We start from the raw sequence: 12,281 nt of genomic DNA, 5'->3' as shown, positions 1-12,281 counted from the left end.
GCAGTGATTGGTTTGGGGGAATGCGTTCAACGAAACGCTATCTGCAAACGCGCGCGTTGTAAATCGAGGGCTTGAATCAGCTGTTGATGCAGCGCGTGTGGAGTGGCTGCCTGTGATTCCCAGCCAGCCAAATCGGGGCTTTGGGCCTTGAATAAACGCGTCTTGTTGTCGAACCAAATAATCAAAGTCAGCAAAGGATTGGTTGTCGAATACAGAGACAGTGGAGAAGCAATCATGGTACGAGGTTGATGTTTTTTTGATATTCTAAACCTGTTCAAACAGCCAGGCTCCCATGACTGTGTTTGCGTGCATGCGCCAGCTTGCCCCAATTGACCTGCAACAGCGAGTGCGTCGTCGCGCAGCTGTGGGCCGCGGGTGCAGCGCACCTGTCGACGCTTTAGGCTCGTCTGCATCGCCTTTGGGGCGGTGCCTTAGCCGATTGGTGCTGGTTTGGTGGTCATGAAGGGCAACGGCTGGGAGACGCCATAGCCCTGCGCGTAATTCACCCCAATTGTGCGCAGCTGATCAATGATGGCGCTGTTTTCGGCAAATTCGGCTACCGTTTGTATCTCCATCATATGGGCAAGATGGTGGATCATTTCGACCATGGCGAGGCTGGCGGGATCTTCAAGCATGGACACAATCAAGCTGCCATCGATCTTCAGTATGTCCACTGGCAAGTGTTTGAGGTAGCGAAACGAAGACATGCCCGCGCCAAAGTCATCCAGCGCAAAGCGGCAGCCAATTTGTCGCAGCGAGGTGATCAGGCTTTGGGCTTGCGCCAGTTTGGTAATGGCACTGGTTTCTGTGACTTCAAAGCAAATAAGTGCTGGATCGATGCGGCTGACCGAGAATTGTTCGTGGATGTATTCGAGTAGCTCGGGATCACCAATGCTGGTTGCGGAGAGGTTAATCGCGCATAGGCCTATCAGCTGGCCTTGTATGCGTGGGGTATTGCGCAGGTGCTTGAACGCATGCCGAATCACCCAACGGTCAATTTCAGGCATCAGACCATACAGTTCTGCGGCAGGGATAAAGGTGCCAGGCGGCACCAGATTGCCGCGCTCATCGCGCAGCCGCAACAGCAGCTCGATATGCACGCCTGCTGAGGTGTTTGGCCCGTTCTGCAAATCGAGCAGCGGCTGTGCATGCAGCTCAAACCGGTGGGTATCGAGTGCATTGCGCAGCCTGCGAATCCAGTCCATTTCATTGTGCAAGCGAGAGAACTCGTCGTTATGGGGCTCGTACAGGCACACACGGTTGCGGCCATCGTCCTTGGCCTGGTAGCAGGCCATGTCGGCCAGGCGCATCACCTCTTCCATAGTGTCAAACTCGTTGCTCAGCAGCACCATGCCAATGCTCAGACCGGTGCTGAGCTCACGCTCTTGCCAACGAAAGCGTGTCTCGCGCACTGCATAGCGCAATTGCTCGGCAATTGCCATGCCCGCTTGCAATGAGTGGTTGAGCAGCAAAATGCCAAACTCGTCCCCGCCCAAGCGCGCCAATGCTTGATCGCGGCTGACTTTGCTTTGTAAGATAGCGCAGATTTCGCGCAAAATAAAGTCGCCTGCTTGGTGGCCGCAGGTGTCATTGACCAGCTTGAATTGGTCAATATCGATGTAGAGCAAAACCCCTTCTGCGCCAACTTGACGGGGCTGGCTGAGTACTTGTTGCAAGCGCCGCTCGAATGCGCGCCTGTTCATCAGATAGGTCAAGGAGTCGTGGTTGGCGTGCCAGCTCACTTGCTCCAGAAAGCTTTGCTCTTGCGTGGCGTCATGCAAGACCACGACTTTGCCGTCAACATCGCCCTCAAAACCTGAGCGGTTGGTAGTCACAGTGCGCACCGAGATGACTTGGCCATCATGGCGCTGGATTTGGCGTATCTGGCGGCTTGGGTCTTGATGCGCGGTATCCGCCTCAGATTCGTACGCGGTGCAAGCCCCGTTTGGGCGGCTCTCAAAGCGCAAGACCTCGTGCAGGGGCCTGCCTTGCGCTTGCGCCTCAGGCAGCGCCAAAATGCGCTCGGCGGCATGGTTCATGTACAAGACCCGCTCTGCCGCATCGGTGGTGACTACGCCATCACCAATCGCAGCCAGTGTGACTTTTGCTTGTTTGCGTTCATTGTTGAGCGCGCGCTGTACACGTTCGCGCTGCATGATCAAAACGTAATTGCGCCATACGATCAAAACCCCCATCAGCACGGCGGTGCAAGCGGTTGTCCACATCAAAATCTGCACGACCAGGCGTGAGCTGTGGCCTAGGGAGGTGGTAAAGCTGGCCGCAAAAGGGGCGATCTCAGTGTTGAGTTGGTTGATGCTTGTAAGCCATTGGTCCTGGATCGCGGAATCGACAATCCCGCTTTGCCAGTGGCTGTGGATTTCATCGCCCAAGTCTTTGATTTGGGCAATATATTGGTCACCTATTTCCCAGTACTTGACAGTGTCCCGCATCAGGGCTGATGTACCAAAAAACAGCATCAAGTTGATGGCGCTGCCAATGTCATCGGAATGGTTGCCGCCTTTGGCCAAACCGATGCTGGCCGCGACGTGATCGGGATCGCCGTGCATGAGGGCCACCCTGGCATCCCTGTTACCCAGCGGAATGCTCAAGGCTTTGGCATAGGCCGCATAGGCACTGTTATCGCCTGTCAGGGCATAACGGCTGAGTTGGTAGATCGCCTCTTTCTGGCCTTTGCTCCACAGGCTCTCACCACCAACATAGGTGCGCACGGCTGACAAAATATAAATGGAATACAGTGCAATCAGTGCCTGAATCACGATGATCGTGATCAAAGGCCAGCTTGCACGCAGCGTGCCGAGCAACGGCACCCATTTGGCGCGCCATGGTGCTTCTTGATTGGTGGGGGCGGCCTCAGAGGGCCTTATTGGCACGCGAGACTTCAAGTGGTGTCGCTGAGCATCCATTATTTACCTTTTGATCTCTGGCGAAGCGTTCCTATGCTAGTGGTAGCTATATCAAATAATTAGCGCTGTGCGCGTATTGCCATACAACAGACATTGCGTGGTTCAGAAACGCCAAATCCATGCAGCCACTGCTGAATGCACACAGCACAACGCAACCGACTCTCTGAATGAACCTATGCCCAAATTGTTGCTAGATTTCAATTGGTATTATTTGTATCACATTGTTTGATTGTTTGATCACTTTTCTTGTATTTTCCCATCAATCGATGCGATGGTCTGCCAGAATCAATCTCTAAACCCATGGTTTTGCTGGTTTAAGGCCAGAAGGCTCCGGTCGGCAGCTTAGAGTCTGCACATGATCACCACGCAGTCGCGTTGAAGTACAAAAGGCTGCAATGCGCGGTAAATAACCAGTCAGGCTACTTGGCTGATGATGATTTTTAACAAAACAGTGGCCTTTTAGTCGCCAGTCCTAAGGGCAAGGCACACCAAAGCGCATTGCGGCGTGCCAGTAGTGCCCATACTCATGTCTGAGCTGCAAAAGGCGCTTTACACTGCCTCTTTTTTGTGCCTTGCGCGACTGCACCGAGACTTTGAACAGGCTCTAAGGCGTGATTGCCTTGAATTGCATAGGGTGCAATGACGGATTAACGCAAACGGTGATGGTTGAGGACAATTTATGGATGCTTATGAAACGCCCAACGATCCGTCGTTGATTTATATAGAACACATTGGCTCACGCCAAAAGCGCATTCGTGTGACGCTCTTTTGGCGCACGTTTATTTTGTTGGCGCTGCTGCTGATTGCCACTATTTTGGCCTGGTTACAGTCTTTCCGTGCTTTGGATTTTGAGCCGCGCACACTGCATACGGCCCAGCAAATTGCCAGCATGGTCAACCTGAGCCGGGTGGGGCTGACGCATTCGGATTCGATTGCGCGCATTTCATTGCTCAAAACCCTGTCTGAGCAGGAGGGCATGCGCATCCAGCCCCATGAGCCTACTGATACCTATGAGTTGATGCCCGATACCGCTTTGGGCCAAAAAATTACTGAAGAACTACGCAAACGGATCGGCCCTGAAACCCTGGTGGCCACTAGTGTCAATGGCATTCAAGGCCTATGGGTGAGTTTTCTTTTGGGCGATGACTACACCTGGTTGCTGATGGACGGCTCGCGGCTGACGCCGGTTGGTGGGCGCACCGTTTTGCTGTGGTTGATCATTGCGATTGCCGTGTCTTTGTTAGGTGCAGCGGTGATTACACGCTTGCTCAATAAACCCATTCAGGAACTCTCTAATGCGACCTTCCGTTTGCGCGAGGGTGATTTTGGCAATAGCCAGCTCAATGAGGAGGTGGCCACCAGTGAAATTCGCCAGCTTAATATTGGTTTTAACCGCATGGCCGAGCAATTGGCCAAGGTTGAACAGGATCGGGCCGTGATGATGGCCGGTATTTCGCACGACTTGCGAACGCCATTGGCCAGGTTGCGACTTGAGACCGAGATGAGCGTCAACGACGAAGTAGCCCGTGACCACATGGTCGCAGATATCGTGCAGCTTGATGCCATTATTGACAAGTTCATGGATTATGCGCGCCCAATCTCAGGCGTGCGCGCCAGTGTGAATTTGCAGGCGGTGGTCTCCAACTGCGTGTTCTCGATCCAAGAGTTTGGCGAAATGAAGGTACGTGCCAACGTGCCAGAAGACTTGTATGTGTTTGCCGACGAGGTCGAGTTGGCCCGTGTGATCACCAATCTACTAGAGAATGCACGCCGCTATGGTAAAACCCCAGGAACCAGCACCACAGAGGTAGACATTCTGGCCACCACATTTGCCAATGAGAAATACGTGTTCCTTAAGATCAGGGACCATGGCCCCGGTGTGGCCGAGTCTGACTTGGGTAATTTGCTCAAACCATTTTTCCGTGGTGATACGGCGCGCACAGCCGATGCAGGTGCAGGCGCGGGCCTTGGCCTGTCGATTGTAGACAAGACGATCCAGCGCATGGGCGGGCGTTTTGCGCTGACCAATACGCCTTCGGGTGGCTTGGTCGCGCACATTCGCTTGGACCAGGCCCCAAGCAATCAGCAATGGGAAGAAGAGCAGCGTTTGCAACGGCCAAAAATCAAGCGCAATACGTTTCGACCTTCGCAGCTGTAAATGGGCATGTAGAGGCGCGCCAGTAGCACTGGCGATCCAGCACGAAGGCGCAAAAAAGGGCTTTACAGCGCGTTGCTGTAAAGCCTTTTGAAGTTGGTTTTCAAGAGCGGTAGAAGCGCTTAATTGTTGCCATCGGGTACGAACACATAGCCCACACCCCAGACGGTCTGAATATAGCGTGGCGAAGTCGCGTCTTCTTCAACCAGCTTGCGCAGCCGCGAAACTTGCACATCCAGGCTCCGATCAAAAGGCTCAAACTCACGGCCACGTGCCAAAAGAGCCAGCTTTTCACGCGAGAGTGGCTGGCGTGGGTGGCGTACCAGCGCTTTGAGCATCGCGAATTCACCTGTGGTCAAAGGCAGCTCTTCGCCGTTTTTATGCAATGAGCGCGCGCCCATGTCGAACGTGAAGGAGCCAAAGTGTGCGATCGCGCTGTCACCAGCTGGGGCGCCGGGGGCTTCCAGTGCAGGTCTGCGGCGCAGCACGGCGTGGATTCGCGCCAGCAATTCGCGCGGGTTAAAAGGTTTGCCCAAATAGTCATCAGCACCGACTTCCAGGCCCACGATGCGATCGACTTCTTCGCTTTTCGCTGTGAGCATGATGATCGGGATGCGGTCGTTATTGCCACGCAGGCGGCGGCAAATCGACAAGCCATCTTCGCCAGGTAGCATCAGGTCCAGCACAATCAGATCAAACGTATCACGCAGCATGATGCGGTTGAGCGCCTTGCCGTCTTCAGCGACCATGACCTCAAAGCCTTCTTGAGACAGGTAGCGGCGCAGCAGATCACGAATGCGAGCATCGTCATCCACAATCAGGATTTTGTCTGCGCGGCCCGCACTGGAGGGCTCTTGCCCATCTTCAATCAGAACGTTTTCTTCAGTATTCATAGTCGGAAGTGAATTTGTAACAAGGGTATTGTGACCAAAAAATCAAAAAAAATCTTTATAAGCCTTTGATTTTTATAACTGTTACAAATTCTAGAACTCTGATGCGAAATTGGCAAGAGAGAAAACACTGCCGGCAAAGCCGCTGCTGGCCTGCTGGTGCCGCCAATTAGACGCTGAGGCGGTGGGCAGATTGCGCATCGTGGCACGCTGCGCTTTCTACTCAAAAGTGTTGCATTAAACCGCATATACCAGATGGTTATCTGCACACTTTCCCGTTGACACTGCGCAGATTGAACCATTGGCACTGTGATGATGGGCGACGGCCACGACCAGGTGCAGCATGCGGCTGGTCGCATCCGCTTTACGAGTCGCGCTTTTTGCAAGCAGCATTGCGCTTATTGGCGATGCGAATCTTTGGCATTTTTTTCTGCGTCAAGCAGGTTTTGGCGCAGTGTTGCACGCAGCTCCTTGCGGCTGGTCTTGCCCACTGCCGTGGTGCCAAATGAGTCAACAAAAACGATCTGGTCTGGAATTTTGAAGGCTGCTACGCCACGCGTCTTAAACCATTGTTTGAGTTCAATTGCACGCGGTTGTTCGCCTGCTTTGGCAATGATGAAGGCACAGCTGCGCTCACCTAAAAATTCGTCAGGAACGGAAACGACAGTGGCATCAAACACTTGCGGGTGGGCGAGCAAATGGTCTTCAATTTCTTCCGCCGAGATTTTCTCGCCTGCACGGTTGATATGGTCGGTGGCACGGCCTTGCACGATCAGATAGCCTTCGGCCGTGCGCAGCACCACGTCGCCAGTGCGGTAGAAGCCGTCTTCGGTGAAGCTGCGGGCGTTGGCCGCATCGTCGTTGTGGTAGGCGCGCAATGTGTACGGGCCGCGTGTGAGCAAATAGCCTGTCTTGCCAGAATCCAGTGGGTGGCCGTGGTCATCAACGACCAGGATCTCATCGCCTGGGCTGATGGGGCGCCCTTGCGTGCCAATGATCGTCTCTTCCGAGTCGTTGAGGCGGGTGTAGTTCACCAGGCCTTCTGCCATGCCAAAGACTTGTTGCAATTGGCATTGCAAACCGCCGATGACGCGGCGAGCCGCCTCTGGCGTTAGCTTGGCGCCACCGACTTGTACAACCTGCAAGCTGGTCAACGCATATGCGCTGCTTTGCGCTGCTTGTGCCCACAGCAGTGCCAATGGAGGAACCAGGCCCACGGCCGTGACCTGCTCCTGTGCGATCAGTGGAAAAGCGGCTTCTGGCGAAGGGTTGGGGCTGAGGACTACGGCCGCGCCCGCATACAAGGCGCCAAATGCGCCCGGTGAGCTCATTGGGAAGTTGTGTGCGGCGGGCAAGGCCACCATATAGACGCTGCGTTCGGTGATGTTGCAAATCTCGTTGCTGGCTCTAAAGCTGTAGATGTAGTCGTCGTGCGTGCGCGGAATCAATTTCGACAGGCCAGTGCTGCCACCCGAAATTTGCAAGAAGGCCACGGCTTGCGGGTCGGCGTCTTGTGTGGGCAGCAACCCAGGCTGGGCTTTAAAGCCATGGAATGCATGGAACTCTTGGGCTTCGCCGATGATGACCACATGCTCCAGTGCAGGGCACTGGGCCTGGACTTCGCGTGCCAATGCGCGGTAGTCAAACTGCTCATACTGCTGCATCGTCACGTAGGCCGAAGCCTCGGCTTTGCGTGCGAAATGCACGATTTCAGTGTGGCGGTGCGCAGGCAGTGCATACACCGGAATCAGACCCGCGCGAAAGAGGCCAAACACGGTGCTGTAAAACTCTGGCATATTGCCAATTTGCACGACCACACGGTCGCCAGGTTGCAAGCCAAGAGCCAGGAAGCCGGCGGCTGCGGTCTCCACCTTGTTCCACAATTGCGCATATGTCCAGCGCTGCCATTGGTCGCCACTGAAGCCGGCAATCGCAATGCGTTCGGCAAACTCGCTGGCATTGTGGCGCAAAAAGCCAGTCATGGTTTCGCCGCGCCAGTAACCGGCTTCGCGGTATTTTTGAACCAGCTCAGCAGGCCACTCTTGTTTGAGAGGGTATTGGTGTCGGCTAGTGGAGGTTGAGGACTGTGGCATAGAGTTCAATCAATGGTGATGGCAGGGGGGGCGCATGCAATGAGCCGCTGCGCAGTGCACCATGCAGCGCTGCGCTATAAGCGGACTCAGCCTGCGGCTGGCATGCACTGAGGCGACTTTATTTGGCTATGCGGCCCAGCTTAGCACGGTACAGCAGGACCAACGTCAGTGCGATTAAAGACAGTGCGATCCATGCATAAGGCGCAATGGGCGACAAGGTGTAGAGCGCGGTGCCAATCAAGGGGCCCAGTACCATGCCCAAACCTTGCGCGGCCGAGACGTTGCCAGCAGCCGCACCTTGTTCTGTTGCATGTACTGCGTTGGCGGCCATTGCCTGGAATGATGGAAAAATAAATCCCATGCCGAACGCACTGACTCCATAGGCCAGCAGCAAGGACCAGGTTTGGTGGACAAACATCACGCTGCCAAAACCCAGCATCGAAATCAACGCACCGACGATCATCCAGTGGTGCAAGGCAATGCCTTTGAGACGAATCACAAATTGCTGTGACACTACTACGGCAATGCCCACGCAAGCCAAGGCATTGCCGGCTGCGCGCACGCTTTGGTCGGCGGCCAAGCCCAGGCGGTCCATCGCAAAAAAGCCGACCGAGACTTGGGCAATGGAGACGCTCATCATCGCCACAAAGGCGGTCGCCATCGCCAGTCGCAAGCGCACATCCAACAAGGCGAGCTTGCCAGTCGCAGGAGCAGGGTTGCTTGAGGTGCCTGGCGCTGGTGTTGGGACTGCGCGTGGCGCGGTGCCGTGTGGCCAGTACAGTGCAATGGCTAAAAAACCCATGATCGGCAGTGCCGCAGTTGCATAAAAGCCCCATTCAAGGCCGTAGGCACTGACGTAGCTGACGATTGCAGGGCCAGCCACAATCCCTAATGCATTGGCGGAACCAAGTTTGGCCATGACTTGCTGGCGCGTCTGCGGTGTCGTGTGGTCGGCAATCGCTGCGGCCGCAGTAGGCGGTACAGCCGCATAAAACGCACCAATCACGGCACGCGCTGCAATTAGAACCCCAGCCAGCAGTACATGGTTGAGAGCGGTATGCAATGCCATGTCGACAAAAACTGCCAAAGCCACATAACCCATGGCAAATACGCCTAGACCGATCAGCAAGACGCGTTTGCGGCCTTTGCGGTCGCTCATGCGGCCCCAGGGCCGGGCCATAAGCATCCAGAAAATGCCGCCAACGGCCATTGAGACGCCGGCGATGACCTCAGAGACACCCAGCTGGCGCACGACAGGACCGATGATGGCCACATAAGCCATCATGGCCATGGTGCCAACTAAAGTGGTAAAAAGAAGAGGGATTAGGCGAAATGGGCTGGTGGGCATGGCGTAGCGTAGGTGCGCAAAGCAAACCGTAGATGATAACGCCTTTCATTCTCTTTATTGGCGTGCTGCTTTGACCTCGGTCAGACTCTTTAATTAATCAACACGTTCTTATTAAAGCCTGTTCAAAATCTCGACGCAGCCGCGTTGAAGTCCACAAGGCAAGGCACGCAAAAGCGCATTGCAGCGTTGCCCGTTGTGCTCATACAGCATGTCCGAGCCGCATCAGACGCCTCGCACAGCCTCATTGGGGGCTTTGCGCGGCTGCGTGGAGGTGATGAACAGGTTTTTAAAAACTTTCCCAATTCGCATCGTCTTTGGTGTTGCGCGGGGTGCTTGATTGGTGATTGGCGGCCTTTGGGGCGGGGGGCGCCGGATGGGCTGTGGCAGTATGCGCGTAGGACGTGTGCTGCAAGCCACTGCGGCCAGGCTCTTTGGAACCTCCGGCAAGGTGCTCGGCCATGGGCTTGCGCTGATGCATGGCGGCGGTCTCTGTGTGTGCCAGTTTGAAGACTTCAACCGAGCTGAGCAGCTCCTGCGCCTGGTGGCTGAGGCTGACTGCTGCTGCAGCGCTTTCTTCGACCAAGGCCGCATTGCGCTGGGTGACTTGGTCCATTTGCACAATCGCCTCACCAACCTGGGAGACGCCGGCGCTTTGCTCGGTGCTGGCGGCACTGATCTCTCCGACCAGGTCGGTGACATGGCGAATGCTTTGGACGATTTCTTCCATGGCCTTGCCTGCTTGCCCCATCAAATCGGCGCCTCGGTTAACGCGTGCCGCATTGCCTGCGACCAGGGCTTTGACTTCTTTGGAGGATTCAGCGCTGCGTTGTGCCAGGCTACGCACTTCATTGGCGACGACGGCAAAGCCGCGGCCTTGTTCACCGGCGCGCGCGGCTTCAACGGCGGCATTGAGCGCCAGAATATTGGTTTGGAAGGCGATATTGTCGATGACTGCAATGATCTCTTCGATCTCGCGCCCACCGTCGAGGATGGTCTGCATGGTCTGCACCGCTTGCTGCATGACTTCGCCACCATCGATGGCGGTTTTGGTCGTATTGATCACCACTTGGTTGGCCATGTGCGCATGGTCGGCATTTTGATGCACGGTCGAGCCTAGCTCCTCCATCGACGCAGCAATCTCTTCGAGCGAACTGGCTTGTTGCTCGGTGCGAATGGACAGGTCGTTATTGCCTTGGGCGATCTGGCTGCTGGCCGCTGCCACGCCTTCGGCATTGCTGCGCACGCCAGACACCACAGACTGGAGTTTTTGGCGCATTGATTCAAGTGCCATCAGCATCTGGCCCATTTCGTCTTTGCCGGTGATGCTGATCGGGGCGGTCAAGTTGCCTTGTGAGACCGCTTGCATTGCGTTGACTGCACGGCGCACCGGCTCGGTGATCAAACGCGTGATCAGAATCGTCAACACCAGTGCTGCTGCAATGGTCAAGATCAAGACGATGGAGATTTGCACAATCGCTGCGCGGTAGGTGCTGGCAACCACCAGATTGGCCTCATCGGCCTTGTCATTGCTCCACTTTTGCAGTCGGCTGATCTGGTTCTCGACTTCTGCGAAGCTTTGCTCCAACGGGCCAGAGTAGTAGTCCCTGATGCCTTGGAACAATTCCTGGTTGCGGACTTGGTGCTCTACTAAATACTCCAGTGCTTGTTGCGCCAAGCCTAACAATTCGACCCGGGCCGTGTTGTAAGCCGACAGTGATCGGTTGTAGTCAAGCAGCAGTGCGCTGGACTGGGCATCGCTGGCGCTTTTTTCAAAGCGCGCTTCATGCTCTTTGAGCTGCTCCAAACGCTGGTCGATGATGGACTGGAATTGCTGCAGCTCTGCCATGTTGCGCACCGTGGAGAGGCGGCTTTCAATGCGGCGCACGCGGTTCAGTGCAGTGGAGAGCTGGCCAGACTCGGAAATCGCCGGTAGCCAGCGCAGATTGACCTCTTCACTGGTCAGGTGCACATGCATCAGCTGGCGCAAGGACACAAAGCCCAAAACGCCGGCTAGAGCCACCAGTATGAAAAAGGCCCACAACAGCTTGGAGCGGATGGAGATATTGGCAAACCACATGTGGCAGAGCTTTCTAGGTCGGCAGGTCGTAAAGACTGAACGCGGAGTGTGCGTGCACAATGGCCAAGGCGGTCGAAGGCGCACATCGAACGCAATCAATGCGGTGATGTTTGAATAGATTGTTAAAGTGTAGCGGCTGCCACGCTGTTTTCAAACCATTTGGCCGCACGACTGGTCGGCTTTGCGGCTCACGCAATAGCAGCTGCTCAGATGCAGCAGCGATGGTGCAGGCTTGCGCTGCAACTCTCGCTGTTGTGTGGTCTGCGTGGAGATTTTGAACAGGCTCTTAGCGGTTACGCATCCAGTCGGCCGTTTGCATGAAGCTGTGGCTGAGTCTTGTGCGCAAAGCCTCAGGCACCTCCAGCTCCTGCATCGCCTGGTCCATGCAGGCGACCCATTCATCGCGCTCACGAATCCCTATGGCGAATGGCATGTGGCGCATGCGCAGGCGTGGATGGCCAAAACGCTCGATGAAATAATCAGGGCCGCCAAGCCAACCGCACAAAAACCAAAACAGTTTATTGCGCGCCTCATCCAAAGAATCACCATGAACCGCACGCAAGGCTTGGTAGGCGGGCTCCAAGTCCATCAGGTCGTAAAAACGGTCGACCAGTGCGCGCACTTGTTGCTCGCCACCAATCCATTCAAACGGGCTGGCCTGAGGGTTGGGCTGTTCAATCTGCTGCATGTTCAAAATACTGGTTCAGCACGGCCTGATCTGGCGTGGCTAAAGTGGGGGGGGCGTCTGGCCAGCGGAAGGCCCCACAGCAACATTCGTGCAGGCCTTGGAGTGT

The 12,281-nt window shown here is 55.5% G+C and carries 8 protein-coding genes; 1 reads left to right on the top strand and 7 read right to left on the bottom strand.

What is annotated here, in order from left to right:
• Positions 1-26: 26 nt before the first annotated feature.
• Positions 27-236, bottom strand: coding sequence for a hypothetical protein (locus E8K88_RS00450; protein ID WP_136404674.1), 210 nt, complete (start codon positions 234-236; stop codon positions 27-29).
• A gap of 195 nt (positions 237-431) precedes the next feature.
• On the bottom strand, positions 432-2,891 hold the full coding sequence (locus E8K88_RS00445; RefSeq protein ID WP_240754236.1) for an EAL domain-containing protein: 2,460 nt from the start codon (positions 2,889-2,891) through the stop codon (positions 432-434).
• Between the two features lie 712 nt (positions 2,892-3,603).
• Here E8K88_RS00445 and E8K88_RS00440 point away from each other — a divergent pair.
• Complete coding sequence (locus E8K88_RS00440; RefSeq protein WP_136404672.1) at positions 3,604-5,082, top strand: sensor histidine kinase; 1,479 nt, start codon at positions 3,604-3,606, stop codon at positions 5,080-5,082.
• A gap of 119 nt (positions 5,083-5,201) precedes the next feature.
• Here the strand turns inward: E8K88_RS00440 and ompR are convergent, their stop codons facing one another.
• The 5 genes from ompR to E8K88_RS00415 all read right to left on the bottom strand — a co-directional run bounded on the left by ompR (position 5,202) and on the right by E8K88_RS00415 (position 12,175).
• Complete coding sequence (gene ompR / locus E8K88_RS00435; RefSeq protein WP_136404671.1) at positions 5,202-5,972, bottom strand: osmolarity response regulator transcription factor OmpR; 771 nt, start codon at positions 5,970-5,972, stop codon at positions 5,202-5,204.
• Positions 5,973-6,367: 395 nt separating this feature from the next.
• Positions 6,368-8,062 (bottom strand): (2,3-dihydroxybenzoyl)adenylate synthase, encoded by a 1,695-nt coding sequence (locus E8K88_RS00430; protein ID WP_136404670.1) that lies wholly within the window; start codon positions 8,060-8,062, stop codon positions 6,368-6,370.
• A gap of 118 nt (positions 8,063-8,180) precedes the next feature.
• Positions 8,181-9,410 (bottom strand): MFS transporter, encoded by a 1,230-nt coding sequence (locus E8K88_RS00425; protein ID WP_136404669.1) that lies wholly within the window; start codon positions 9,408-9,410, stop codon positions 8,181-8,183.
• Positions 9,411-9,696: 286 nt separating this feature from the next.
• Entirely contained in the window at positions 9,697-11,487 is a 1,791-nt protein-coding gene (locus E8K88_RS00420; protein ID WP_136404668.1) for a methyl-accepting chemotaxis protein, read from the bottom strand.
• Positions 11,488-11,773: 286 nt separating this feature from the next.
• Entirely contained in the window at positions 11,774-12,175 is a 402-nt protein-coding gene (locus E8K88_RS00415) for a group II truncated hemoglobin (RefSeq protein ID WP_136404667.1), read from the bottom strand.
• Positions 12,176-12,281 lie beyond the last annotated feature (106 nt).

This window comes from Lampropedia aestuarii (assembly GCF_004803635.1).
In the GTDB taxonomy this organism is placed as follows: Bacteria; Pseudomonadota; Gammaproteobacteria; order Burkholderiales; family Burkholderiaceae_C; genus Lampropedia; species Lampropedia aestuarii.
This window is presented reverse-complemented; position numbering and strand designations above follow the sequence as displayed.

Excerpts from the sequence above, each read along its gene's own strand:
- E8K88_RS00440 (WP_136404672.1), top strand. The coding sequence starts at position 3,604 with ATGGATGCTTATGAAACGCCCAACGATCCGTCGTTGATTTATATAGAA.
- ompR (WP_136404671.1), bottom strand. The coding sequence starts at position 5,972 with ATGAATACTGAAGAAAACGTTCTGATTGAAGATGGGCAAGAGCCCTCC.
- E8K88_RS00420 (WP_136404668.1), bottom strand. The coding sequence starts at position 11,487 with ATGTGGTTTGCCAATATCTCCATCCGCTCCAAGCTGTTGTGGGCCTTT.
- E8K88_RS00450 (WP_136404674.1), bottom strand. The coding sequence starts at position 236 with ATGATTGCTTCTCCACTGTCTCTGTATTCGACAACCAATCCTTTGCTG.
- E8K88_RS00415 (WP_136404667.1), bottom strand. The coding sequence starts at position 12,175 with ATGCAGCAGATTGAACAGCCCAACCCTCAGGCCAGCCCGTTTGAATGG.
- E8K88_RS00425 (WP_136404669.1), bottom strand. The coding sequence starts at position 9,410 with ATGCCCACCAGCCCATTTCGCCTAATCCCTCTTCTTTTTACCACTTTA.
- E8K88_RS00430 (WP_136404670.1), bottom strand. The coding sequence starts at position 8,062 with ATGCCACAGTCCTCAACCTCCACTAGCCGACACCAATACCCTCTCAAA.